Annotated in this window: 22 protein-coding genes and 4 tRNA genes; 7 read left to right on the forward strand and 19 right to left on the reverse strand. The window is 57.6% G+C overall.

Going from position 1 to position 23864, the window contains the following annotated elements:
- The first annotated feature begins 106 nt into the window (after positions 1-106).
- Positions 107-1312 (forward strand): MFS transporter, encoded by a 1206-nt coding sequence (locus CKW26_RS26860; protein WP_095050814.1) that lies wholly within the window; start codon positions 107-109, stop codon positions 1310-1312.
- Between the two features lie 901 nt (positions 1313-2213).
- Here CKW26_RS26860 and CKW26_RS26865 read toward each other — a convergent pair.
- The 10 genes from CKW26_RS26865 to CKW26_RS26915 all read right to left on the reverse strand — a co-directional run bounded on the left by CKW26_RS26865 (position 2214) and on the right by CKW26_RS26915 (position 11611).
- Positions 2214-4085 carry a SurA N-terminal domain-containing protein gene (locus tag CKW26_RS26865; RefSeq protein ID WP_095050815.1) on the reverse strand — a complete coding sequence of 624 codons (1872 nt, stop codon included), beginning with the start codon at positions 4083-4085 and terminating at the stop codon, positions 2214-2216.
- A 228-nt stretch (positions 4086-4313) separates the two neighbouring features.
- On the reverse strand, positions 4314-4586 hold the full coding sequence (locus CKW26_RS26870) for an HU family DNA-binding protein (protein WP_003183171.1): 273 nt from the start codon (positions 4584-4586) through the stop codon (positions 4314-4316).
- A 148-nt stretch (positions 4587-4734) separates the two neighbouring features.
- Positions 4735-7131, reverse strand: coding sequence for an endopeptidase La (lon, locus tag CKW26_RS26875; protein WP_095050816.1), 2397 nt, complete (start codon positions 7129-7131; stop codon positions 4735-4737).
- Positions 7132-7294: 163 nt separating this feature from the next.
- Positions 7295-8578 (reverse strand): ATP-dependent Clp protease ATP-binding subunit ClpX, encoded by a 1284-nt coding sequence (gene clpX, locus CKW26_RS26880; RefSeq protein WP_003223632.1) that lies wholly within the window; start codon positions 8576-8578, stop codon positions 7295-7297.
- A gap of 112 nt (positions 8579-8690) precedes the next feature.
- On the reverse strand, positions 8691-9326 hold the full coding sequence (gene clpP / locus CKW26_RS26885) for an ATP-dependent Clp endopeptidase proteolytic subunit ClpP (RefSeq protein WP_007951559.1): 636 nt from the start codon (positions 9324-9326) through the stop codon (positions 8691-8693).
- A gap of 93 nt (positions 9327-9419) precedes the next feature.
- Positions 9420-10730: a trigger factor gene (gene tig, locus CKW26_RS26890; RefSeq protein ID WP_095050817.1), complete on the reverse strand. Its 1311-nt coding sequence runs from the start codon at positions 10728-10730 to the stop codon at positions 9420-9422.
- Between the two features lie 402 nt (positions 10731-11132).
- Positions 11133-11208: transfer RNA gene (locus CKW26_RS26900), tRNA-His, on the reverse strand.
- Between the two features lie 77 nt (positions 11209-11285).
- A tRNA-Leu gene (locus tag CKW26_RS26905) sits at positions 11286-11370 on the reverse strand.
- 56 nt (positions 11371-11426) lie between these two features.
- Positions 11427-11502, reverse strand: a tRNA-His gene (locus CKW26_RS26910).
- A 32-nt stretch (positions 11503-11534) separates the two neighbouring features.
- Positions 11535-11611, reverse strand: a tRNA-Arg gene (locus CKW26_RS26915).
- A gap of 275 nt (positions 11612-11886) precedes the next feature.
- On the opposite strand from CKW26_RS26915, the gene folD reads away from it, so the two are divergent.
- Positions 11887-12741, forward strand: coding sequence for a bifunctional methylenetetrahydrofolate dehydrogenase/methenyltetrahydrofolate cyclohydrolase FolD (gene folD, locus CKW26_RS26920; RefSeq protein ID WP_095050819.1), 855 nt, complete (start codon positions 11887-11889; stop codon positions 12739-12741).
- A gap of 230 nt (positions 12742-12971) precedes the next feature.
- The gene (gene pbpG, locus CKW26_RS26925; RefSeq protein ID WP_095050820.1) at positions 12972-13910 is read left to right on the forward strand and encodes a D-alanyl-D-alanine endopeptidase; all 939 of its coding nucleotides are present in this window, start codon (positions 12972-12974) and stop codon (positions 13908-13910) included.
- Between the two features lie 54 nt (positions 13911-13964).
- Here pbpG and CKW26_RS26930 read toward each other — a convergent pair whose 3' ends face one another.
- From CKW26_RS26930 to CKW26_RS26940, 3 genes are all read right to left on the reverse strand, one after another.
- A complete protein-coding gene (locus CKW26_RS26930; RefSeq protein ID WP_095050821.1) occupies positions 13965-14171 on the reverse strand; it encodes a hypothetical protein in 207 nt (68 codons plus the stop codon).
- Between the two features lie 12 nt (positions 14172-14183).
- Positions 14184-14390, reverse strand: a complete 207-nt coding sequence (locus CKW26_RS26935) for a DUF6021 family protein (protein ID WP_095050822.1) — start codon at positions 14388-14390, stop codon at positions 14184-14186.
- 90 nt (positions 14391-14480) lie between these two features.
- On the reverse strand, positions 14481-15152 hold the full coding sequence (locus CKW26_RS26940) for a peptidase C39 family protein (RefSeq protein ID WP_095050823.1): 672 nt from the start codon (positions 15150-15152) through the stop codon (positions 14481-14483).
- Positions 15153-15386: 234 nt separating this feature from the next.
- Between CKW26_RS26940 and CKW26_RS30125 the strand changes: the two genes are divergently transcribed.
- A complete protein-coding gene (locus tag CKW26_RS30125) occupies positions 15387-15557 on the forward strand; it encodes a hypothetical protein (RefSeq protein WP_176471236.1) in 171 nt (56 codons plus the stop codon).
- A 256-nt stretch (positions 15558-15813) separates the two neighbouring features.
- Here the strand turns inward: CKW26_RS30125 and CKW26_RS26950 are convergent, their stop codons facing one another.
- Together CKW26_RS26950 and CKW26_RS26955 are read right to left on the reverse strand one after the other, a co-directional pair.
- Positions 15814-16563 carry a TerC family protein gene (locus tag CKW26_RS26950; protein ID WP_007917342.1) on the reverse strand — a complete coding sequence of 250 codons (750 nt, stop codon included), beginning with the start codon at positions 16561-16563 and terminating at the stop codon, positions 15814-15816.
- A 29-nt stretch (positions 16564-16592) separates the two neighbouring features.
- Positions 16593-16835 carry a hypothetical protein gene (locus CKW26_RS26955; RefSeq protein WP_095050825.1) on the reverse strand — a complete coding sequence of 81 codons (243 nt, stop codon included), beginning with the start codon at positions 16833-16835 and terminating at the stop codon, positions 16593-16595.
- 133 nt (positions 16836-16968) lie between these two features.
- Here CKW26_RS26955 and nhaR point away from each other — a divergent pair, with 133 nt between their 5' ends.
- Positions 16969-17868, forward strand: coding sequence for a transcriptional activator NhaR (gene nhaR, locus CKW26_RS26960; RefSeq protein ID WP_095050826.1), 900 nt, complete (start codon positions 16969-16971; stop codon positions 17866-17868).
- Here nhaR and CKW26_RS26965 read toward each other — a convergent pair.
- On the reverse strand, positions 17863-19026 hold the full coding sequence (locus CKW26_RS26965) for an MFS transporter (RefSeq protein WP_095050827.1): 1164 nt from the start codon (positions 19024-19026) through the stop codon (positions 17863-17865). The two genes, nhaR and CKW26_RS26965, sit on opposite strands and share 6 nt — an antisense overlap.
- Before the next feature lie 336 nt (positions 19027-19362).
- Between CKW26_RS26965 and sstT the strand changes: the two genes are divergently transcribed.
- A complete protein-coding gene (gene sstT, locus CKW26_RS26970; protein WP_095050828.1) occupies positions 19363-20595 on the forward strand; it encodes a serine/threonine transporter SstT in 1233 nt (410 codons plus the stop codon).
- Between the two features lie 252 nt (positions 20596-20847).
- On the opposite strand, the gene CKW26_RS26975 is transcribed toward sstT, so the two are convergent.
- Positions 20848-21357 (reverse strand): DUF1993 family protein, encoded by a 510-nt coding sequence (locus CKW26_RS26975; RefSeq protein WP_034154670.1) that lies wholly within the window; start codon positions 21355-21357, stop codon positions 20848-20850.
- 125 nt (positions 21358-21482) lie between these two features.
- Between CKW26_RS26975 and CKW26_RS26980 the strand changes: the two genes are divergently transcribed.
- Entirely contained in the window at positions 21483-22130 is a 648-nt protein-coding gene (locus CKW26_RS26980; protein ID WP_095050829.1) for a YceH family protein, read from the forward strand.
- A 116-nt stretch (positions 22131-22246) separates the two neighbouring features.
- Here the strand turns inward: CKW26_RS26980 and CKW26_RS26985 are convergent, their stop codons facing one another.
- Positions 22247-22765: a cupin domain-containing protein gene (locus CKW26_RS26985; protein WP_095050830.1), complete on the reverse strand. Its 519-nt coding sequence runs from the start codon at positions 22763-22765 to the stop codon at positions 22247-22249.
- Positions 22766-22953: 188 nt separating this feature from the next.
- Positions 22954-23772 carry a shikimate 5-dehydrogenase gene (locus CKW26_RS26990; protein ID WP_095050831.1) on the reverse strand — a complete coding sequence of 273 codons (819 nt, stop codon included), beginning with the start codon at positions 23770-23772 and terminating at the stop codon, positions 22954-22956.
- Positions 23773-23864 lie beyond the last annotated feature (92 nt).

The following is a 23864-nucleotide window of genomic DNA, read 5'->3' on the forward strand; positions in this document are numbered from 1 at the left end:
TTGCTGACATCCGTGTCCGATATGTTCGGAACCTTAACCCGTTTTTCGCCGATGTGCAGCGCCCTACCCTGTGCTCCTCGTCAACTCTGCACATGGATGCCGGCTCATGAACGACGCACAACTCGATTGCCCCACACTTGAACGCCCCGTCGACCGCCGCGAGCGACTCCCCCTCGGCGCGCTACTGGCACTGGCCACCGCCGGATTCATCACGGTCATGACCGAAGCCATGCCTGCCGGCCTGTTGCCGCAGATGAGCAGCAGCCTGAACGTTTCCCAGGCGCTGATCGGCCAATTGGTCACGCTTTACGCGATCGGTTCGATACTGGCAGCGATTCCCCTGACGATCGCTACCCGCGGCTGGCGCCGCAGACCACTTTTGCTGTCCGCTATCGGCGGCTTTGCCATCGCCAACAGCATCACCGCCCTCTCGGAGTGGTACTGGCTGACCCTTATCGCACGCTTTATCGCCGGGGTATTTGCCGGTTTGCTTTGGGCACTGCTGGCGGGATACGCGAGCCGCATGGTCGCCCCGCACCTGCAAGGTCGCGCCATTACCGTGGCCATGCTCGGCGCGCCGCTTGCGCTGTCGCTGGGAATACCCGCAGGCACCCTGCTCGGCACCCTGGTCGGCTGGCGTCTGAGCTTCGCCATCATGACCGCGCTGACCGTTGTGCTGGTGATCTGGGTACGCTGGCAAGTACCGGATTTCGCCGGCGAACGCGTGGGAAACCGCCTGCCACTGCGTCAGGTATTGACCTTGCCTGGCGTGCGATCCGTGTTATTGGTCACCCTCACCTACGTCGTCGCGCACAACTTGTTGTACACCTACATCGCGCCGTTCCTGCAACCGTCCGGGCTGGACGCCAATGTCGACCGCGTGCTGCTGGCATTCGGCCTCGCTTCAGTGTTGAGCTTATGGATCGTCGGCAGCCTGATTGACCGCTGGCTGCGCGAACTGGTGTTGATCAGTGCCGGGTTGTTCATGCTGTCCGCGATAGCACTGGGCCTGTGGCGCGACTCGCCCAACGTCATTTACATAGCCACCGCCATCTGGGGACTGGCGTTTGGCGCCATGCCATCGCTGCTGCAAACCGCCTCGGCGAAAACGGCGAAAGAGGCTGCCGATACGGCGCAATCGATGCTGGTTACCCTGTGGAATGTCGGGATAGCTGGAGGGGGCTTGGTGGGTGGTTTGTTGCTGGGAAACCCCGGGGTGGGGGTATTCCCGTGGATTGTTGCTGGATTGTTGGTGTTGACTTTGTATGTGGCGGTCAAAGCTCGGGATCATGGTTTTCCAAGAGCCGGATGAGATCGGATGCCCGGCTGAATTAGCTCCGGTCTGCGGGAAATGGGTCGATTGGCAGGCCGCCTTCGCGAGCAGGCTCGCTCCTACAATTGGAATGAGTACATCCGCAAAAAACAGGTCGGCTGTCAGGCCGCCTTCGCGAGCAGGCTCGCTCCTACAATTGGAATGAGTACATCCGCAAAAAACAGGTCGGCTGTCAGGCCGCCTTCGCGAGCAGGCTCGCTCCTACAATTGGAATGAGTACATCCGCAAAAAACAGGTCGGCTGTCAGGCCGCCTTCGCGAGCAGGCTCGCTCCTACAATTGGAATGAGTACATCCGCAAAAAACAGGTCAGCTGTCAGGCCGCCTTCGCGAGCAGGCTCACTCCTACAATTGGAATGAGTACATCCGCAAAAAACAGGTCGGCTGTCAGGCCGCCTTCGCGAGCAGGCTCGCACACAGAAGAGCAACAGCAGAACGCATGCGGCTTTTGCTCCTCACCACTCACAGGATGAGCGTTAGCTCGGCTGCAGCTTTTGATCCTGATCTGAAGGCCCGTCGGCAGGCTGAGTGGAGGGCTTGATCCGGGCGTGGGAGCGCAGCGACCGTTTGGCGAAGCCAAACACAGCGGGAGTAGGTGCAGCGAAGCAAACCGGAGACGCTGCGCCCGGATCAATCCCGCAGCGAAGGAACCCCGAGCTTTAGCGAGTGGGCCGAACGTCAGGGCAAAGACCTTTGGTTCCTTTGGGGCGTTTGCCAAAGGGACTCGCTGTAAGAGCGAAACCGCCAGCGGCAACACCCGCAGCAACGGATATTCACCCAAAACCCCAAGAACATGGCCGGCCCAAAGGCCGCCACTACCCAAAGCCCAAAAAAAACCCCGACCTATTCAGGCCGGGGCTCTCATCACATCTCAGTCAACCATCAAAACCGCTTGATGTCAGCCTGAGCTTCCAACTGCTTGCGATAAGCAGCAAAGTCCTGCTGCCCCTCACGCGAAGCAAGGAAACGACGGTACTGAACCTTCTCTTCATCCGTCGGCGCAGCCGCTTCGTTAACACCATTCAGACGCACGATCATCAGACTGCCATCCGGCAACGTCACGCTGGTGAACGTCGGCTTGTCCTTCGCAGCCGGCTTCGGCATACGGAACAACGCTTGCAGCACCGCCGGATCAACACCTTCCTGACCACGGGTGGCCGCTTCAGTGGCTTTCCAGTTCTGACCATCAACCGCCTTGTCCAACGGCGCCTTGCCATCGCGCAGATCCGCGATCAGCTTCTCGGCCTTGGTCTTGGCAGCCGCGCTGGCGTGCTCTTTGGTCAACTGGGTGCGGATCGCCGCACTCACGTTTTCCAGCGGCAGTTGCGCAGGCTTGAGGTGTTCCTTGGAACGCAGCACGATCACGGTTTCCGGATCCAGCTCGATAGCGGTGCTATTGGCACCTTCGTCGATCACTTCGGTGCTGAACGCAGCAGTAACCACGGCGCGGTTCGCCGCAACACCTTCGCCACCTTCACGGCCGAATGGCTTGGAGGTATGCACGGTCAGCTTCAGATCTGCCGCTGGCTGAGCCAGGTCAGACGCTTCGAATGCGGAGTCTTCCAGTTGCTTGGTCGCCTCGACAAAACGCTGCTCGACCTGAGCGGCTTTCAGCTCGCGGGTGAGCTTGTCTTTCAGGCTGGCCAGGGTCGGCACTTCAGGCGCTTCCACACCCAACAGCTTGATCAAGTGATAACCGAAGTCGGTACGAATCGGCTCGGACACCTGGTCTTTCGACAAGGAGTACAAGGCTTTTTCGAACGCCGGATCGTAAACGCCAGGGCCTGCATAACCGAGGTCGCCGCCATTGTTGGCCGAACCCGGATCCTGCGAGAACTCTTTGGCCAGCGCTTCAAACTTCTCGCCCTTGGCCAGACGCGCCTGGACGTCTTCGATCTTCGCTTTGGCCTGAGCCTCGGTGGTCTTGTCGTTCACTTCGATCAGAATGTGCGCGGCACGACGCTGTTCCGACAGGTTGGCGATCTCTTTCTGATACGCCGCCTGCAGGTCTTCGTCCTTGACCGCAACCTGATCGAAGAACGAAGACTTCTTCAGTTCTACGTAATCGATGATCACTTGATCCGGAGTCATGAACTCCTTGGCGTGCTCGTCGTAGTAAGCCTTGACCTCGTCGTCGGTCAGTTTGACCGCCGCCGGGTCAGCCTTGACGTTCAGGGTCGCGAAATCGCGGGTCTGTTTTTCCAGACGGGCGAATGCCAGCACTTCGGCGTCAGTGACGAAACCACTGCCCGCCACACCGGCGCGCAGTTGGCCGATCAGCATTTCCTGAGCCAGCATCTGGCGGAATTGCATACGGCTGTAACCCAGTTGACGGATCACCTGGTCGAAACGCTCGGAGCTGAACTTGCCGTCCACCTGGAATTCAGGTGTCTGCAGGATCACTTGGTCCAGTGCGCCTTCGGAGAAAGCGAATTTCGCTTGCTCTGCACCTTGCAGCAGCAGCTTGCGATCGATCAGACCCTTGAGGGCCGATTCGCGCAGCATTTTTTCGTCGAGCAAGGAAGCATCGAAGTCCTTGCCCAGCTGTTGCATCAGCTGACGGCGTTGCATATCAACGGCCTGGCTCAGCTCGTTCTGGCTGATTTCATCACCGTTGACCTTGGCCGCCTCATTCTTGTGAGTCGTGGCCTGGAAAATGGCGTCGAAACCGGTCAGAGCCATCAGTGCAACGATGACCCCGATAATGGTCTTGGCAATCCAGCCTTGTGAATTGTCCCTGATATTCTGCAGCATGCGTCCCCCAGAAACGGTTGAACTTCAAAATTAGGCAACCGTGGAGCGTGGGTAGAATCCGGATAGAAGAAAGGCGCATCCGAGGATGCGCCTTCTCGTAACTGGCGGAGCGGACAGGGCTCGAACCCTCGATCCCGGCGTTACAGACAACTGTTTCAGCTACCTGTTCTACCGCTCCGCTGCCAAGTCAGGCATGACCCCGACCCGGATGGGTAAAAACCTGAAAACTTAGTTAACAGCTTCTTTCAGTGCTTTACCGGCTTTGAAACCTGGCTTCTTGGCAGCCGGGATTTCCAGAGTCTTGCCGGTTTGAGGGTTACGACCGGTACGAGCCGGACGGTCCGTCACGGAGAAAGTACCGAAACCAACCAGAACAACGGAGTCGCCAGCCTTCAGAGCGCCAGTGACGGATTCGATTACAGCGTCCAGCGCACGGCCAGCAGCAGCTTTCGGGATATCAGCGGATGCAGCGATAGCATCAATCAGTTCCGACTTGTTCACTCTAAGTCCCCTTATATCTATTTTGAGATGATTCTAAGTTTTTTGGTGAAAGCAAAAACGAGTGCTGAATGGCCTACAGACACTTAAGAGCCGCTTTATAACAAGGGCTCTAAAAAACTGTCAAGGAAGCCCCCCAGGCAAAAGCGTATTAATGCGTGCTAATTCTTTCCTTAGAGTCAGACTCACGTTTTTCGTCCTTGGCAACTATCTCGGGAGCCACATCCGGCAAGGGCTCCGGCGCGTATTGCAGCGCAATTTGCAGGACCTCGTCAATCCATTTAACCGGTTTAATCTGCAGATCCTGCTTGATATTGTCAGGAATCTCCTTCAGATCACGTACGTTCTCTTCCGGAATAATCACGATCTTGATTCCGCCGCGGTGAGCCGCCAGCAGTTTTTCCTTCAGACCGCCAATCGCCAGCACTTGACCACGCAGCGTGATTTCACCGGTCATGGCGACATCAGCGCGCACCGGAATGCCGGTCAATGCCGACACCAGCGCCGTACACATGCCTACGCCAGCGCTAGGGCCGTCTTTCGGCGTCGCCCCTTCCGGCATGTGGATGTGCGTGTCGCGCTTCTCGTGGAAGTCCAGAGGAATGCCCAGGCTCTTGGCCCGGCTACGCACTACAGTGAGCGCGGCAGTGATCGATTCGACCATCACATCGCCCAGCGAACCGGTTTTGATCAACTGACCCTTACCCGGCACAACCGCGGCTTCGATGGTCAGCAATTCACCGCCAACCTGAGTCCAGGCAAGGCCGGTGACCTGACCGATCTGATCCTGTTGCTCGGCCAGACCGTAGCGGAATTTGCGTACACCCAAGAAGTGTTCCAGCAAGTCAGCTGTCACTTTCACCGAGAAGCGTTTTTCCAGTGCGTGCTCTTTAACGGCCTTGCGGCAGACCTTGGCGATCTGACGTTCGAGGCCACGCACACCGGCTTCACGGGTGTAGTAACGGATGATGTCGCGGATCGCTTCAGCGTCGAATTCCAGCTCGCCCTTTTTCAGACCGTTAGCGGCGATCTGCTTTGGCGAGAGGTATTTGACGGCGATGTTGATCTTTTCGTCTTCGGTGTAGCCCGGCAGACGGATCACTTCCATCCGGTCGAGCAGCGCCGGCGGGATGTTCATCGAGTTCGAGGTGCACAGGAACATCACATCCGAGAGGTCGTAATCGACTTCCAGATAATGGTCGTTGAAGTTGTGGTTCTGCTCCGGATCGAGCACTTCCAGCAACGCCGACGCCGGGTCGCCACGCATGTCGCTGCCCATTTTGTCGATTTCATCGAGCAAGAACAGCGGGTTGCGCACACCCACTTTTGTCATCTTTTGAATCAATCTTCCTGGCATCGAACCGATGTAAGTCCGACGGTGACCACGGATTTCCGCTTCATCACGCACGCCACCGAGGGCCATGCGCACGAATTTGCGGTTGGTGGCATGGGCAATCGACTCCGCCAGCGAGGTTTTACCCACGCCCGGAGGACCGACCAGGCACAACACCGGGCCACGGATTTTCTTCACGCGCTTTTGCACGGCGAGGTATTCAAGGATACGTTCCTTGACCTCTTCGAGGCCGTAGTGATCGGCATCGAGAATGTCTTCTGCGCGCGCCAGGTCCAGGCGTACCTTGCTCTGCGCCTTCCACGGCACTTGCACCAGCCAGTCGATGTACGAGCGCACCACGGTGGCCTCAGCGGACATCGGCGACATTTGCTTGAGCTTGTTGAGCTCGGCATTGGCTTTGGCCAACGCGTCTTTCGGCAGACCGGCAGCGTCGATACGCTTCTTGAGGTCTTCGATTTCGTTGTGGCCTTCGTCGCTGTCGCCGAGCTCTTTCTGAATGGCCTTCATCTGCTCATTCAGGTAGTACTCGCGCTGACTGCGCTCCATTTGCTTTTTGACGCGGCCACGAATGCGTTTTTCGACTTGCAGCAGATCGATCTCGGCATCCAGCAACGCCAGAACGTGCTCGACCCGGGCCGACAAATCGATGATTTCGAGGATTTCCTGCTTCTGCTCGATTTTCAGCGCCATGTGCGCCGCCATGGTGTCGACCAGGCGACCCGGCTCATCGATGCTGTTGAGCGACGACAGGACTTCAGCCGGGACCTTCTTGCCCAACTGTACATATTGTTCGAACTGCGACAGCAGTGTGCGCACGAACACTTCGGATTCGCGCTCGGCAGCGTCGACTTCTTCGATCAGCGAGACTTCGGCACGGCAATGGCCGTCGACCTCGCTGAAGCGTTCGACGGTGCCACGCTGCTCACCCTCGACCAGAACCTTGACGGTGCCGTCAGGCAGCTTGAGAAGCTGTAGAACAGTGGCGATGGTACCTACGCGATAGAGAGCGTCTTCACCGGGATCGTCGTCAGCCGGGTTTCTCTGGGCCAGCAGCAGGATCTGCTTGTCGCCCGTCATCGCGGCCTCGAGGGCTTCGATGGATTTCTCGCGCCCCACGAACAGCGGGATAACCATGTGCGGATAAACCACGACATCACGCAATGGCAGGAGAGGCAATTCGATGGTTGTCTTCATGATTTCGCCTCTACGGCGGCCATATGGCCGTAATCAGATGGAATTGAGCTTGAAACCAAGATGGGGGCTGCCTTGAAAAAAAACAAGCGCAAAGCGGATGTAAAAAATGACATAAAAAAAAAGAGGCCCGAAGGCCCCTTCTTTATTCCAGCAGACTGGACGCTTACGCGTCCGGCGCTGCCTTGGCCGTCGGCTCACTGTTTTCGTAGATATACAGTGGCTTGGACTTGCCTTCGATCACGCTTTCATCGATCACGACTTTGCTCACCTCGGACTGCGAGGGGATTTCATACATCGTGTCGAGCAGCACACCTTCGAGAATCGAGCGCAGACCACGGGCACCGGTTTTACGTTCCAGGGCACGCTTGGCGACCGATTTCAGCGCGTCTGTGCGGAACTCCAGATCCACGCCTTCCATCTCGAACAGCTTGGCATACTGTTTGGTCAGAGCATTTTTCGGCTCGGTGAGGATCTGCATCAGCGCAGCCTCATCCAGCTCGTCCAGCGTCGCGAGGACCGGCAGACGACCGACGAACTCCGGGATCAGACCGAACTTGACCAGATCGTCAGGCTCGACTTCACGCAGGGACTCACCGACTTTCTTGCCTTCTTCCTTGCTGCGCACTTCTGCGTTGAAACCGATGCCGCCTTTGGTGGAACGGTTTTGAATAACCTTTTCCAGACCAGAGAACGCACCACCGCAAATGAACAGGATGTTACGGGTGTCGACCTGCAGGAATTCCTGCTGCGGGTGCTTGCGACCACCTTGCGGCGGTACGGAAGCGACCGTGCCTTCGATCAACTTCAGCAAGGCCTGTTGCACGCCTTCACCGGAAACGTCCCGGGTGATCGACGGGTTGTCGGACTTGCGGGAAATCTTGTCGATTTCGTCGATGTAGACAATACCCATCTGGGCTTTCTCTACGTCGTAATCACACTTCTGCAGCAGCTTCTGAATGATGTTCTCGACATCTTCACCCACGTAACCCGCCTCGGTGAGGGTGGTTGCGTCGGCAATGGTGAACGGAACGTTCAGCAAGCGGGCCAGTGTTTCGGCCAGCAGGGTTTTACCGGAGCCTGTCGGGCCGATCAGCAGGATGTTGCTCTTGCCGAGTTCGACGTCGTCAGCTTTCTTGTCACGCTGGTTCAGGCGCTTGTAGTGGTTGTACACCGCTACGGCCAAAACCTTTTTCGCACGCTCCTGACCAATGACGTACTGATCAAGGATGCCGCTGATTTCTTTAGGCGAAGGCAATTTATGCGCGCTGCTCTCGGCCTGGGCTTCCTGCACCTCCTCGCGGATGATGTCATTGCACAGGTCGACGCACTCGTCGCAGATAAAGACCGAGGGGCCGGCAATCAATTTGCGCACTTCATGCTGGCTTTTGCCACAGAAGGAGCAATAGAGCAGCTTGCCGTTGTCCTCGCCGTTGCGGGTGTCAGTCATTCGTTCGATCCAAATCCGATAGGCTTGCAACACAAGATGAAGGCTATTGCGGGCTTTTTCAAGCCCGCCGCTGATCAGACAAGCCGACCAAGCCTATTTTGAGCTGCTTATTTTAAGCTGGGCGCTGGTTGATCACTTCGTCGATCAGGCCATATTCCTTCGCAGCTTCTGCACTCATGAAGTTGTCGCGATTGGTATCGCGCTCGATTTCTTCCAGAGTACGCCCGCTGTGTTTGGCCATCAGCGTGTTCAGACGCTCGCGAATGAAGAGGATTTCCTTGGCGTGGATTTCGATGTCCGACGCCTGGCCCTGGAAACCGCCCAGTGGCTGGTGAATCATCACGCGCGAGTTCGGCAGGCAGAAACGCTTGCCCGGGGCACCTGCGGTCAGCAGGAATGCGCCCATGCTGCAGGCCTGGCCGATGCAGGTGGTCGACACGTTCGGTTTGATGAACTGCATGGTGTCGTAGATCGACATGCCTGCAGTCACCGAACCGCCCGGGGAGTTGATGTAGAGATGGATGTCCTTGTCCGGGTTTTCCGCTTCAAGGAACAGCAGTTGCGCACAGATCAGGTTGGCCATGTAGTCCTCTACCGGACCAACCAGAAAGATCACTCGCTCCTTGAGCAGGCGCGAATAGATGTCATAGGCGCGTTCGCCACGAGCAGATTGCTCGACAACCATCGGGACCAGGCCGCCGGCGGCCTGGATATCAGAGTTCTGCTGAATATAAGAATTACGGAACATGCTCTGCAGTCGCTCCCAAATAGTTATGTCTTGAATACGCATAAGCCAGCTCGAGAGCTGGCTTATGGTGTGTACTTCTTAACGCGGAATCAATCAGTCGGCTTTTGGAGCTTCTACCGGCTTGACTGCTTCTTCGTAAGAGACCGCTTTGTCGGTCACACTAGCTTTCTGCAGAACAGTATCCACAACTTGCTCTTCCAGCACAACCGAACGCACTTCGTTCAGCTGCTGCTCGTTTTTGTAGTACCACGACACAACCTGCTCAGGCTCCTGGTAAGCGGAAGCCATTTCCTGAATCATTTCGCGAACGCGAGCTTCGTCAGGCTTCAGGTCGAATTGCTTGACCACTTCAGCAACGATCAGACCCAGCACGACGCGGCGCTTGGCTTGCTCTTCGAACAGCTCGGCCGGCAGTTGATCAGGCTTGATGTTGCCACCGAACTGCTGAACAGCCTGCACACGCAGACGGTCAACTTCGTTGGACAGCAGCGCCTTAGGCACTTCGATCGGGTTGGTGGCCAGCAGACCGTCCATTACCTGATTCTTGACCTTGGATTTGATCGCCTGACGCAGCTCACGCTCCATGTTCTTGCGAACTTCGGTGCGGAAACCGTCGATGCCGCTTTCCTTGATGCCGAATTGAGCGAAGAACTCTTCGTTCAGCTCTGGCAGCTTAGGCTCGGAAACAGTGTTGACAGTGACGGTGAACTCGGCGGTTTTGCCAGCCAGGTCCAGGTTCTGATAGTCCTCTGGGAAGGTCAGGTTCAGAACGCGCTCTTCGCCAGCTTTAGCGCCAACCAGACCTTCTTCGAAGCCCGGGATCATGCGGCCGGAACCCAGCACCAGTTGAGTGCCTTTGGCGGAACCGCCAGCGAACACTTCGCCGTCAACCTTGCCAACGAAATCGATGTTCAGCTGGTCTTCGTTCTGGGCAGCGCGATCGGCCACTTCAAAACGGGTGTTCTGCTTGCGCAGGATGTCGAGCATCTTGTCCAGGTCAGCGTCAGCTACGTCAGCGCTCAGGCGCTCAACGGTGATGCCGTCGAAACCGGCAACGGTGAACTCAGGGAACACTTCGAATACAGCAACGTATTCCAGGTCTTTGCCCGCTTCGAGCGACTTAGGCTCGATCGATGGCGAACCTGCCGGGTTCAGCTTCTGCTCAACCACAGCTTCGTAGAAGGAGGACTGGATCACGTCGCCTACGGCTTCCTGACGAGCATCAGCACCGAAACGGCGCTTGATTTCGCTCATTGGCACTTTGCCTGGACGGAAGCCAGCAATCTTGGCCTTTTGGGCAGTCTGCTGCAGACGCTTGTTGACCTGGCTCTCAATGCGCTCAGCCGGCACGGTGACGCTCATGCGGCGCTCAAGAGCAGTAGTATTTTCAACAGAAACTTGCATGGATATTCCTCGTTGCACAGACGTTAGCCGGCCGTTTCCGACCCCAGAATCAAGGGCATGCATTCTAGTGGGTCAAACTCAAGAAGTCACCCTACTGAAAACGGGTAAAAAAACAGCAGGCAATTTATAGGGATCGATGCACGGATGCAGCGCGTCCCACAGGCGAATACAACCAATCACGCCAGGGCTCTGCGCCAACCGCTTCTATATATAGAAGAGGCTGCCAATCAGTCCCTGACGGCCGAACCTGCAAGCAAGTCCGGCGAGCAGCACAGCATCATCGAGCAACATAAATACGACGAAGCGCCCCGCCCCTGCGCCCCGAAACCGGCAATCGCCGCTTTTCAGAACCGCTAAAACAAAAAAGGCGCCAGACTGTTAAATCTGGCGCCTTTCGAAATATGGGGTGGACGATGGGGATCGAACCCACGACAACGGGAGTCACAATCCCGTGCTCTACCAACTGAGCTACGCCCACCATATTGCGTAACAAAAAAGCCAAACAACTTCTTTGTTGAAACCTCACCAGCCCGAAGACATGAATGAAGCTTTAATTGGTGCGGATGAAGAGACTCGAACTCTTACGCCTCGCGGCGCTGGAACCTAAATCCAGTGTGTCTACCAATTCCACCACATCCGCGATGAAGCTTTTAAAGCAAAGGCGCCAGACTGTTACATCTGGCGCCTTTCGAAATATGGGGTGGACGATGGGGATCGAACCCACGACAACGGGAGTCACAATCCCGTGCTCTACCAACTGAGCTACGCCCACCATATCGCGTTACTTGTGCCAAAGCTGCCTAATGGCGCACCCGGCAGGACTCGAACCTGCGACCATCCGCTTAGAAGGCGGATGCTCTATCCAGCTGAGCTACGGGCGCCTTATTAATCTGTACTCTTAAAGGACTACAAACTAAGTGCTTTCCAGTGTTGCAGAACCTTGATTCCGCTTCACCTTCTTAACCAGTGCTAGGCTGTGCCCGACAAGTGCGACGAATAGTATAGAGCGCTCCGAAGGTCGTCAAATCCTTTTTGAAAAAAATTCATTTAATTAAAGGAGTTAGAGGAATTTGCTGACCAAGCGCCTTTGCCCTCACCGCTCGACATGCGAGAATGCGTTCTCATTTTTTCCCCTCTCGATGGTTAATCACGCGCAATGACTGCACAACTAATCGACGGCAAATCGATCGCCGCCAGCCTGCGCCAGCAGATCGCCCAACGAGTTGCCGAGCGTCGCCAGCAAGGCCTGCGCACTCCCGGCCTCGCGGTGATCCTGGTCGGCAGCGATCCTGCCTCTCAGGTTTATGTCTCGCACAAGCGTAAAGACTGTGAAGAGGTTGGCTTCCTCTCTCAAGCCTACGACCTGCCCTCCGACACCACGCAAGACGCGCTGACCGATCTGATCGATCGCCTCAACGACGCCCCTGCAATCGACGGCATCCTGCTTCAGCTGCCGCTGCCCGAGCACCTGGATGCCTCCAAATTGCTGGAGCGCATTCGCCCGGACAAAGACGTCGACGGCTTCCATCCTTATAACGTCGGCCGCCTGGCCCAGCGCATTCCGCTGCTGCGTCCCTGCACACCTAAAGGCATCATGACGCTGCTGGAAAGCACTGGCGCTGACCTTTATGGCATGGACGCAGTGGTCGTCGGCGCCTCCAACATCGTCGGTCGCCCGATGGCAATGGAGTTGTTGTTGGCCGGCTGCACCGTGACCGTGACTCACCGTTTCACCAAGGATCTGGCCGGCCACGTTGGTCGTGCCGATCTGGTGGTGGTGGCCGCCGGCAAGCCGGGCCTGGTCAAAGGCGAGTGGATCAAGGAAGGCGCGATCGTGATCGACGTCGGCATCAACCGTCAGGACGACGGCAAACTGGTCGGCGACGTCGTCTACGAAACCGCCCTGCCCCGCGCTGGCTGGATCACTCCAGTGCCGGGTGGCGTAGGTCCGATGACCCGCGCCTGCCTGCTGGAAAACACGCTCTACGCGGCAGAAACACTGCACGCCTGAGTGGTACTTTCAGCACTAAGAAAAACCCGCCTCGTGCGGGTTTTTTCATGCCTGAGAAAAAACTGTAACCGTTCGCCGGAAACCCCTCTTTTTACAGGCCTTTTCACGAGTTTTTCAGGTCATTCAAACAACCATCGACAGATCTTCAGCCATACTCCTAGAATGCGACGCTTTGAAGAAATAACCCGTTACAAACTAACGGAATATCCAACCTTTATGAGTTCGCCCGCGTGAAAATTCGTCTTTCGATTCTGAGCCTGTTTTTTGCTTTTACAGGCACATTCATCACGCCAACGATCAACGCTGCGGAAACCACCGCTGCCCCACGTGACGCTTCGAGCCTGAAGATCGCCTCCGGCAGCGCACTGCTCATGGATATGCAGACCAACAAAGTCATCTACTCCAGCAACCCTGACGTGATCGTGCCGATCGCTTCTGTCAGCAAGCTCATGACTGGATTGGTAGTGGTTGAAGCCCGGCAGAACATGGACGAATGGATCAATGTCGATATCAGCAACACACCGGAAATGAGGGGTGTGTTCTCTCGAGTCAAACTCAAGAGTGAGCTGCCGCGTCGCGAGATGCTGCTGATCGCCTTGATGTCTTCGGAGAACCGCGCGGCCGCCAGCCTCGCTCACCACTATCCGGGAGGTTACGCGGCCTTTATCGCGGCCATGAACGCGAAAGCCAAGGCACTGGGCATGACCAGTACGCACTTTGTCGAACCGACAGGCCTGTCGGAGCGTAACGTTTCCACCGCCCGCGACCTGAGCAAGCTGCTGGTGGCCGCGCATAAGTACCCGCTCCTCAGCGAACTCACCACCACCAAGGAAAAGACCGTGTCTTTCCGCAAACCCAACTACACTCTGGGTTTCCGCAATACCGACCACCTGGTGAACAAGGCCGACTGGGACATCAAGATCACCAAAACCGGTTTCACCAATCCTGCCGGTCACTGCCTGGTGCTGGTGACGAAGATGGGTAACCGTCCGGTCGCGCTGGTCATTCTCGACGCCTTCGGCAAATACACCCACTTCGCCGATGCCAGCCGTATTCGCAGTTGGGTGGAAACCGGTAAGAGCGCCAACGTTCCTGCGGTGGCGCAACAATACAAGGCCGAGAAAAACCTTAAGTCACGCCAGAGCGGTGTGGTTGAAGCGTCCAAGTAACCCGAGCGCGCAAGAAAAAGCCCCGAATCCTCGGGGCTTTTTTTCGCCTGCATTTCAGTCATTGGGCAGCGGCATCTTGTCGTCATCAGGAATGCCATCGCCTGCACTTGGATCCCGCGAATGTTCCGGCGTCATGACATTAGGTCGGGCCATCGGATCGCGCAGCGGGCTGTCCGGATCCAGCACCGGATCAATCTCCGGCTCCGGCGTCGTGGGCACGCTGTCCGGTTTTTGGTCATCGAAGCTTGAGTCAGTACTCATACGCACCTCGCATCAAGGTTTCAGATTGGCTAACGGGTCATAAGGTTTGGCCGGTGTCTTGTGGTCTTCACCGGGTTTCACGTCTTTCGGCGCCTTGGCCGGGCCAACCGGATCGACTTGCGGATCGTCGACGTCCGGCGAGTCCGGGTCGAAACCCAGATCATGACCCGACGAGTGCTCGGTCGAATGCGGCCCTTTCGGGGATGGGGAATCTGCCATGTTCGCCTCCTGATTCACCCGCAGAAAACGGGTTCTATTCGTAGGAGGCTTGCCGGGCGCAGTCGTGCCCGGCAAATGACGAACGGGAACTCAGTGGGCTGCCAGCGCCTTGCGCGCCTGCGCCGCTTCGTTTTCCTGACCGGCCTGGGCCAGTTCATCGGCTGCTTTGAGCCAGCGCTGACGGTCAACGGCTGCCGGGATCTGCGACGGTTTCTGGATCAGCACGGCCCAGCCACCGGATTTTTCCAGTGCCGACTCAAAGGAGCTGAAACTCATCAGTTCGCGACGGTTCATGCCGGCACGCAGCAAGACCTTCTGTTTGTTGCGGTCGTAACCGGACAGGATTGCGTAACGCGGCTCGGCCCAGAATGCTGCCCCCTCGCTGAAGCGCACCATCACCGGATAGCCTGCCGCCACTTGGGTCAACAGTGCGGGCAGGTTGCTGTCCAGCGGGTAAACCACCATGCCGTACTCGCGGGCGAGGTTTTGCAGGTTCCGTTGCAATTTGTCTTCGGCACCCGGCAAGTGCAGAGGTTTCTCGAGCAACCCCGGAGTGATCACGATGCCCTGCTGCGACAACAGGCTGGCCAACACTTGCGGGCCGCTCTGATTGGCTTCGCCGCGATAGAACGTGCCACTGAGTTCGACCCGCTCCGGCAGACGCTTGACTTCAGGCGCCACAGTACCTGCACATCCGGCCAACACGGCCGCACAACCCGCCACCACTAGCGCCGCACGAATTCGAGAAAATACCTGCACCATCATCACTCTCTGTTCAGACGCCGGTCATCGTGTTCCGGCAACGCCTGCGATCATAGGGCCGCGCCCGGCTGCGGTATAGCCTTAAGCGGCAGACCCATCGATTGCATAGAGCAAACTGATTGGTCGCAATCGACCTTTGGTCAATAGTCTGAAACACCCCATTGTCTAGACTGTCACTGAAACAGAGCGAATTGAAAAAGTGTGGGCCCGATGCAGGGCGAAGAGGAGGCACTGATGAGCCTGACCATGACCATCGTAATGTTGATTGCCGGCTGGCTGGCCGTGGCCGCTGCCATGTTGTGGGGGGTGCTGCGGGTTTCGCGGCGCCATCATCACCATCCGGTTCAGCCTGCTGCGGTTGAGAAAGCCGAGAAGCACCGAGTGCGTCACGCGGCCGCACATTGAAATTGAACAGCAAAGGCAAAAGCCCCTCACCCTAGCCCTCTCCCCGAGGGAGAGGGGACTGATCGAGTTGTTTTCTCGAGTTACACCGACCTGAAATATCGAGCCGAACTAAAGACTAAAACACTCCACAAATCGGCTCCCTCTCCCTCGGGAGAGGGCTGGGGTGAGGGGCTGGCTCTATTCCACACTGAAAATCTCGAATCGAAAAAAAGCCGCCTGACCTCAAAGAGTTCAGGCGGCTTTTCACTTTCAGCGGTTACGCCTGCTCAGCCAGCTTCTTCTGCCTAGCCCTGCGCGACATCATGTTCAGCACTTCAATCGCTGCCGAGAACGCCATCGCTGCATACACGTAACCTTTCGGTACGTGGGCGCCGAAGCCTTCGGCGATCAGCGTCATGCCGATCATGATCAGGAAGCCCAGAGCCAGCATCACCACCGTCGGGTTGTCGTTGATGAACTTGGCTAGCGGTTCAGCAGCAAACAGCATCACCAGCACCGACACCACCACCGCGATGATCATGATCGGCAAGTGTTCGGTCATACCGACCGCAGTAATGATGCTGTCGATCGAGAACACCATGTCGAGCATCAGGATCTGGCCGATAGCCGCGGCAAAACCCAAAGTGACTGTCGAGGTCGCCGACTTCGGATCTTCCGGCGCCGGGTCCATGCTGTGATGGATCTCGGTCGTAGCCTTCCAGACCAGGAACAGACCACCGGCAATCAGGATCATGTCCTTCCAGGAGAAGGCCTGGCCCAGGATCTCGATCACAGGTGCGGTCAACTGCACGATGAAGGCGATGGTGCTCAACAGTGCCAGACGCAGGATCAACGCCATGCCGATACCGATACGGCGTGCTTTCTGCTGGTACTGCTTGGGCAATTTGTTGGTCAGGATCGAGATAAAGATCAGGTTATCGATGCCGAGCACGATTTCCATCACCACCAATGTGGCCAAAGCAACCCAAGCGGTGGGGCTGGCGGCGAGCTGTAACAGATATTCCATGGGTCAGTCCTGACTCTGTGTAAGACGAATTAGATGGTCTTGGAGGAAGATTCGGAGTTTTCCGCGTCTTTTTCCGGTGTTTCTTTTTTCTCGATCAACCCGCCGGTGGCATCACTGAGTGCCTGCTCAGCGGCTTTATGGGTGTCGTCAATCGCTTGCTTGGCGCTTTCGGCCGCTTTGCCCATCAGTTGCTGGGCGCTTTTCTCGGCCTGATCGCAACCGGCCATAAGCAGTAAAGACGTAAACATCAATGCTGGGATTGTGTATTTCATAAGGTTTCCTTCGAATGAACAGACAGGCTCACAGACCGGCCGTCGATGGGTGGGCATTCTAGGGAGACAAACACTTCAGGAAAATTCGTATTTTTAGCGGCTATACTTCGGTTTTCACGAAGTGATGACACTCATGCTCAACTACCGCCAACTGCATTACTTCTGGGTTGTGGCCAAGACCGGCAGCATCGTGCGCGCCTGCGAGCAACTGAACCTGACGCCACAGACCATCAGCGGGCAGATATCACTGCTCGAACAGACGTATGGCATCGAGTTATTCAGACGCGTCGGCCGGCAACTCGAATTGACCGAAGCCGGGCGACAAGCCCTGCCCTACGCCGAGCAGATGTTCCAGCTCGGCGGCGAGCTGGAGTTGATGCTGCGCGCGCAACCCAACGAGCAACAGATCCTGTTCCGCGTCGGCGTGGCTGACGTGGTGCCTAAATCCATTGTCTATCGCCTGATCGCGCCAACCATGGAGCTGAACGAGCCCCTGCGCATTACCTGCCGCGAAGACAAACTCGAACGTTTGCTCGCCGATCTGGCGATCCAGCGCCTGGATCTGGTGATCTCCGACAGCCCGATGCCCTCGCACCTCGACATCAAGGGCTACAGCCAGAAGCTCGGTGAGTGCGGAATCAGTTTCTTCGCCACCCCGGAACTGGCAGCCAGATACGGTCAGGATTTCCCGCGCAGCCTGCACGGTGCGCCTCTGTTGATTCCTGGACCGGAAACCGTGGTGCGCAGCCGCTTGCAGCGCTGGTTTGCCGAGCAGCAGATCCAGCCGCAAATCGTCGGCGAGTTTGATGACAGTGCGTTGATGCAGGCGTTCGGCCAATCCGGCAGCGGGATTTTTATCGGTCCAAGCGTGATTGCCGATGAAGTGAAGCGCCAGTGCGGCGTCGAGCTGATTGGCCAGACCGACGCAGTGACCGAGTCGTTCTATGCCATCTCGGTAGAGCGCAAGGTCAAGCACCCCGGCATCGTTGCGATTACCGAAGGTGCCCGACGCGAGCTATTTACTGCGTTATGAAGCCTCGGCGCACATTTCGCGCGGCTTGAGCGTCATCAGCACCATGGCGAGGAACACCGACAGCAAAATGAACCCGGCGGCGGCAAACCCGAGGAAGCCCAGACCCGCGCTGTCGATCACCCGGCCACCGACGATGGCGCCCAGGCCGATCCCCAGATTGGCCCCGGCGATATTCAACGAAGCAGCAAACGCTGGCGCTTCCGGCGCGGCTTTCATCAGGCGCACATGGCTGACCAGGAACAACGCAGCCTGAGTCACGCCCCAGATCCCCATCGCCACCGCCAGCCCCAGCGGCGAATGAATGTTCGGTACCAGCGAGACCATGCCGGCAATCATGAACGCACAGAACAACACCGACGCCCCCAGCGGATGGCGATCCACCGCACGACCGCCCAGGGAGTTGCCGATCAGCCCGACTGCACCGAAAGCCATCAGGCACCAACCGACCACGGTGCCGTTGAACCCGGCGAGGCGCTCAAGAATGTCGGCCAGATACGTGTAAGCGGTAAACATGCCGCTGAACACCAGGATCGACAGCACGATGTGGCCGATCATCAACGGGCTGCGCAGAATCTTGAACTGCGAGCGGAAGCTGACCTGATGTTGGTGCAGGCTGGTTTTCGGCAGATAAACAAACAGCAACAAGGCTTTGGCAAAAGCGATCACCGCCAGAATGCCAAAGGCACTGCGCCAGCCGCACGCATCGGAAATCAACGTGCCAACCGGGATGCCGAACACCGTGGCGCAGACAATGCCGAAACCGATCTTGGCGATCGCGCGGCCGGCGAAATCCGGGCCGACGATGTCCACTGCGGTCTCACTGGCCAAGGCCCAGAACACCGGCAGCCCGAGCGCCGGGATCAACCGGGCAATCGCCATCACCCAGATGTTCGGCGCCAGCGCCGCCACGGTATTGGCCAGGCCAAACATGATCAAGATGCTGATAAACAGCTTGCGCCGCTCAAAGCGGGCGAAATACGCGGTCAGGAAAGGCCCGAACATCGCCACGGTAAAAGCGAATAAAGTCACCAGCAACCCGGCCTGCGGGATGGTGACTTCGAGGTCTCGGGCAATCGCCGGCAACAGGCCGACGATGACGAATTCCGTGGTCAGCACCGTGAACCCGGCGGCAGACAACAGAAGAATGGGCAACAGCATGCGCAACTCCAGCAAAACGACGACACCAGCGTTGACCCGAAGGCCCGCTGGCGAAATTTGAAAATAAGGATGCGCAATCTTAACAGAGTGTGTCCGGGCTGACTTGCACAAACCTGCCGACTTTGTTGCCTGATCCGGTGGCAGATCGTCACATGCCTGAAGGATAAGGCCTACGCTGTGATAAAGTCCGCGCCCTGAAAAACGTACAACCTGCTCAACGACCGGTTTATTGGCGTTGATGTCGCGTCAACACTTTCGGTTCGTGGCGGTGGTCTGCCCCTGTTTTGCCATCGCTTTACGCAACCTTGCACCCTATAAAAAATCAGAGATGCCGCTATGACCGCTTCATCCCCTTCTCTACTGCAACGCCTCAAGAACCTCAGCCTGGTCACGCAGATCCTCATCGGCCTGATCGCCGGTATTGCCCTGGCGCTGTTTGCCCCGGAAGCGGCGAAAGGCACGGCGTTCATCGGCAAAGTGTTTGTTTCAGCGTTGAAAGCCGTCGCACCGATTCTGGTGTTCGTGCTGGTGATGGCCTCGATTGCCAACCACAAGCACGGCCAGGAAACCCATATCCGCCCGATCCTGTTCCTCTATTTGCTGGGCACTTTTGCGGCGGCGGTCGTGGCCGTGGTTGCGAGCATGGCGTTCCCATCGCACCTTGTGCTGTCGACCGACAACGTTTCGGTGACGGCGCCGGGCGGTATCGGCGAAGTGCTGCAAAGCCTGTTGTTGAGCGTGGTCGATAATCCGGTCAGCGCACTGATGAACGCCAACTTCATTGGCATCCTGGCGTGGGCGATCGGCATGGGCATCGCGATTCGTCATGCCGGCGACACCACCCGTGAAGTGCTGGGTGATCTGTCCAATGGCGTGACGGTGATCGTGCGCGTGGTGATTCGCTTCGCCCCGCTGGGCATTTTCGGTCTGGTGGCATCGACACTGGCCACCTCCGGTTTCGGTGCGCTGATCGGTTACGCGCACCTGCTGGCCGTGCTGCTCGGCTGCATGCTGTTCGTGGCACTGGTGATGAACCCGCTGATCGTGTTCTGGAAACTGCGTCGCAACCCGTATCCGCTGACTCTCAAATGCCTGCGTGAAAGTGGCATCACCGCATTCTTCACCCGCAGCTCGGCGGCAAACATTCCGGTCAATCTGGAATTGAGCAAGCGTCTGGGTCTGCATGAAGACACCTATTCGGTGTCGATCCCGCTGGGCGCGACCATCAACATGGCCGGTGCGGCGATCACCATCACCGTGCTGACCCTGGCGGCCGTGCATACGCTGGGTATTGCCGTGGATATTCCTACGGCGATTCTGCTCAGCGTTGTCGCCGCCATTTGCGCCTGTGGCGCGTCGGGCGTGGCGGGTGGTTCGTTGCTGTTGATTCCGCTGGCGTGCAGCCTGTTCGGTATTCCAAGCGAAATCGCCATGCAAGTGGTGGCAGTCGGTTTCATAATCGGGGTGCTGCAGGATTCGGCAGAGACGGCGCTGAACTCGTCGACTGATGTGCTGTTTACCGCTGCGGCGTGCCTGGGTGAGGAAGCAAAAGCCCAACGTACGGCGTAACAGACGCTGTAATGAAAAGCCCGCCATGGTGTGAACCTTGGCGGGCTTTTTTGTGGCTGAGATCTTTTCCCCCTCACCCCAACCCTCTCTCCCCAAGGGGGCGAGGGGGAAAGGGGGCAGACCGAGTGCTGCTCAAACCTGAGTTCGACTCGATAGATCAGGTCGGCGTATCTCGAACAAACAACTCGGTCAGTCCCCTCTCCCTCTGGGAGAGGGCTAGGCGGGCGGCGTTCCGATGAGGGCTTTGACGTTTTAGAACGCGCCCATGTAATCACGCTTGCCCACTTCAACCCCGTTATGACGCAGCAGCGCATAGGTGGTAGTGACGTGGAAGAAGAACTGCGGCAGACCGTAAGTCAGCAGGTAAGCCTGACCACTGAAGCGCTTCTCTTTCGGCGTACCCGGACGAGTAACGATTTCGATGCCTTCCTTGCCATCGATCTGCTCTGGCTTGATCTCGCCAATGTAGGCCAGCACCTTGGCAATCAGGGCTTGCAGCTCGGCGAAGGTGGTTTCGGTATCGTCGTACTTAGGCACTTCGACTTCAGCCAGACGCGAGGAAACACCTTTGGCGAAGTCCACGGCGATCTGCACCTGGCGGGTCAGCGGGAACATGTCCGGGTACAGACGGGCCTGCAGGAAAGCGTTCGGATCGATGTTTTTCTCGGTGGCGTGGGCTTCAGCCTTTTTCAGGACATCGCTCAGGGCGTTGAGCATTTGTTGAAAAACCGGGACGGATGCGGCGTACAGGGAAATGGTCATGGCAGTCTCGTGTGGTGGCTGGGTGGAACAAGGAGGCGATTATAGCCATGCTTGATGACCACACGGCTTGCCTTTTGTTTGGCAAGGATTAGGCTAGGCGCCTTCGACTGCAGAGGGAACGCGCGATGACCACAGAGACAGAATCCAGCTTCGACGAACCACGGCTCAACGCAACGGAAATCCGTATTCTCGGCTCGCTGATCGAGAAACAGGCAACCAGCCCGGAAACCTATCCGCTGACTCTCAATGCGCTGGTGTTGGCCTGCAATCAGAAAACCAGCCGCGAACCGGTGATGAACCTGAGCCAGGGTCAGGTCGGCCAGAGTTTGCGGGCGCTGGAAGGTCGCGGTTTCTCCAGGCTGGTGATGGGCAGTCGCGCCGACCGCTGGGAACATAAAGTCGACAAAGCGCTGGAACTGGTGCCAGCGCAGGTGATTCTTAGCGGACTGATGTTTCTGCGCGGCCCGCAAACCGTCAATGAACTGCTGACCCGCAGCGGGCGCATGCATGATTTCGAAGACGCAGAACAGGTTGTGCATCAGCTTGAGCGATTGATTGCGCGGGGGCTGGCGGTGTTGATTCCGCGTCAGGCCGGGCAGCGCGAAGACCGTTATACCCATGCGTTGGGTGATCCGGCGGATAGCGAGGCAATTATGGCAGCGCGGCAGAATCCATCGGATCGCGGTACAAGCAGTGGCGTTTCGGTTGAGCGTATCGAAGAGCTAGAAGCGCGAATCGCTGCGCTGGAAGAACGCCTGGCCCGCCTCGAATAATCACACAAAACCAATGTAGGAGTGAGCCTGCTCGCGATAGCGGTGTGTCAGTCACATCATTTTTGGATGACTCACCGCTATCGCGAGCAGGCTCACTCCTACAAGGGATCTGCGTGTTATTCACCATCCCAGTAATCCACGCCATCCGTCTGCCGTGCCACTGCGACAAAACCTGAGGCATTGCCCTCAGCATCGACCTTGAAGTTATCCATCACCACGTACTTGTTCGAATCCGGGTATTCGCAAATATCGGGCTGCTGCTGGGTGCTCACCGCCAGATAGCGCAATTCGCCCGAGCTGGTATTGATGATCTGATGCGCCTTTTCCGGCCCACCCGGCGGGCAAGCGATCACGTCGCCTTCGCGGATCGGGAAACGCTCGGCGCCCAGACGCACCTCGCCCTCCCCGGTCACCACGTAAAACATCTCTTCGTTGACCCGATGGCTGTGAAACGGGCTGCCGCGCATGCCCGGTGGCAAGGCATACAGGCGATAACCGAGTTTCTGCGAACCCAGTTGCTGGCCAATCCGCGCCATGCGCTGTTGATAGCGCCCGGCGGTTTCGCCTTCCGGGGCCAGGGCTTCGGGCAGGGGTTCGAGTTCGACCTGATGCAGGTTGAGGATGGGCGGATGCATGGGAGCCTCGGTCACGGTTTTTATTGGGAGCAAGTCTGTGCTTGCTGGGGAGGCAGTATAGGCAATGTTCAGATCTGAATCCGTAGTGAGGCCATCGCGAGCAGGCTCACTCCTACAGGGTGAACGCTTTCCAACTGTAGGAGCGAGCCTGCTCGCGAAGAGGCCCGCCCTGCCACCACAACACTCAATCAGCTCCGGGCAAACGCCACCGCCGCCGCAAACTGCTCTTCAGTCGGGCGCACGCCGGTGTACAGGACAAACTGCTCCAGCGCCTGAATCGCAATTACCTCAAGCCCGGTAATGACCTTTTTACCCTCGGCCCGGCCGCGCACGATCAGCGGCGTCTCCGACGGAATCGCGACCACATCAAATACCGTCTCAGCCGCAGCAATAACTTGAGGCTCAAACGCCAACTGCCCCGCTTCCGGTCCGCCATCCATGCCCACCGGGGTCACATTGATCAGCATTTGCGGCCGCTCCTCCCCCAGGTCCGCCTGCCAGCGATAACTCAGCGAATCCGCCAACGCACGCCCTGCCCGCTCATTGCGCGCAACGATCAAACCGTTTTTATAACCACCGTCACGCAGGGCGCTGGCCACCGCCTTGGCCATGCCGCCGCTGCCGCGCAGGGCGAAGGTCGATGCCTTGGGCACCGCGTGGGTTTCCAGTAACTGCGCCACAGCGATGTAATCAGTGTTGAAAGCCTTGAGATGGCCGTGGGTGTTGACGATGGTATTGATCGACTGGATCGCCGCTGCCGATGCATCCAGTTCATCGACCAGCGCAATGCACGCTTCCTTGAACGGCATCGACACGCCGCAACCACGGATGCCCAACGCGCGAATACCGCCCACCGCGCCGGTCAGGTCCTGGCTGCTGAAAGCCTTGTAATAGAAGTTCAGGCCCAACTGCTCATACAAATGGTTATGAAAACGCAGACCGAAGTTACCCGGGCGCCCCGACAGGGACATGCACAATTGGGTGTCTTTGTTCGGGTTCATCTGCATGAAACTTCTCCTTCAAACGCACTTTCGGATAAACGGGATTAGCCAGCCCATCGGCTTCTGAATGATCATAGAGGCCTGTATTAAACGTGTTC

The sequence above is a fragment of the Pseudomonas sp. Irchel s3h9 genome (genome assembly GCF_900187475.1).
Taxonomy (GTDB): Bacteria; Pseudomonadota; Gammaproteobacteria; order Pseudomonadales; family Pseudomonadaceae; genus Aquipseudomonas; species Aquipseudomonas neuropathica.

Coding starts and splice junctions, on each gene's coding strand:
- CKW26_RS26860 (WP_095050814.1), top strand. CDS start 107: ATGAACGACGCACAACTCGATTGCCCCACACTTGAACGCCCCGTCGAC.
- CKW26_RS26865 (WP_095050815.1), bottom strand. CDS start 4,085: ATGCTGCAGAATATCAGGGACAATTCACAAGGCTGGATTGCCAAGACC.
- lon (WP_095050816.1), bottom strand. CDS start 7,131: ATGAAGACAACCATCGAATTGCCTCTCCTGCCATTGCGTGATGTCGTG.
- clpX (WP_003223632.1), bottom strand. CDS start 8,578: ATGACTGACACCCGCAACGGCGAGGACAACGGCAAGCTGCTCTATTGC.
- clpP (WP_007951559.1), bottom strand. CDS start 9,326: ATGTTCCGTAATTCTTATATTCAGCAGAACTCTGATATCCAGGCCGCC.
- tig (WP_095050817.1), bottom strand. CDS start 10,730: ATGCAAGTTTCTGTTGAAAATACTACTGCTCTTGAGCGCCGCATGAGC.
- folD (WP_095050819.1), top strand. CDS start 11,887: ATGACTGCACAACTAATCGACGGCAAATCGATCGCCGCCAGCCTGCGC.
- CKW26_RS26930 (WP_095050821.1), bottom strand. CDS start 14,171: ATGAGTACTGACTCAAGCTTCGATGACCAAAAACCGGACAGCGTGCCC.
- CKW26_RS26935 (WP_095050822.1), bottom strand. CDS start 14,390: ATGGCAGATTCCCCATCCCCGAAAGGGCCGCATTCGACCGAGCACTCG.
- CKW26_RS26940 (WP_095050823.1), bottom strand. CDS start 15,152: ATGGTGCAGGTATTTTCTCGAATTCGTGCGGCGCTAGTGGTGGCGGGT.
- CKW26_RS30125 (WP_176471236.1), top strand. CDS start 15,387: ATGAGCCTGACCATGACCATCGTAATGTTGATTGCCGGCTGGCTGGCC.
- CKW26_RS26950 (WP_007917342.1), bottom strand. CDS start 16,563: ATGGAATATCTGTTACAGCTCGCCGCCAGCCCCACCGCTTGGGTTGCT.
- CKW26_RS26955 (WP_095050825.1), bottom strand. CDS start 16,835: ATGAAATACACAATCCCAGCATTGATGTTTACGTCTTTACTGCTTATG.
- nhaR (WP_095050826.1), top strand. CDS start 16,969: ATGCTCAACTACCGCCAACTGCATTACTTCTGGGTTGTGGCCAAGACC.
- CKW26_RS26965 (WP_095050827.1), bottom strand. CDS start 19,026: ATGCTGTTGCCCATTCTTCTGTTGTCTGCCGCCGGGTTCACGGTGCTG.
- sstT (WP_095050828.1), top strand. CDS start 19,363: ATGACCGCTTCATCCCCTTCTCTACTGCAACGCCTCAAGAACCTCAGC.
- CKW26_RS26975 (WP_034154670.1), bottom strand. CDS start 21,357: ATGACCATTTCCCTGTACGCCGCATCCGTCCCGGTTTTTCAACAAATG.
- CKW26_RS26980 (WP_095050829.1), top strand. CDS start 21,483: ATGACCACAGAGACAGAATCCAGCTTCGACGAACCACGGCTCAACGCA.
- CKW26_RS26985 (WP_095050830.1), bottom strand. CDS start 22,765: ATGCATCCGCCCATCCTCAACCTGCATCAGGTCGAACTCGAACCCCTG.
- CKW26_RS26990 (WP_095050831.1), bottom strand. CDS start 23,772: ATGCAGATGAACCCGAACAAAGACACCCAATTGTGCATGTCCCTGTCG.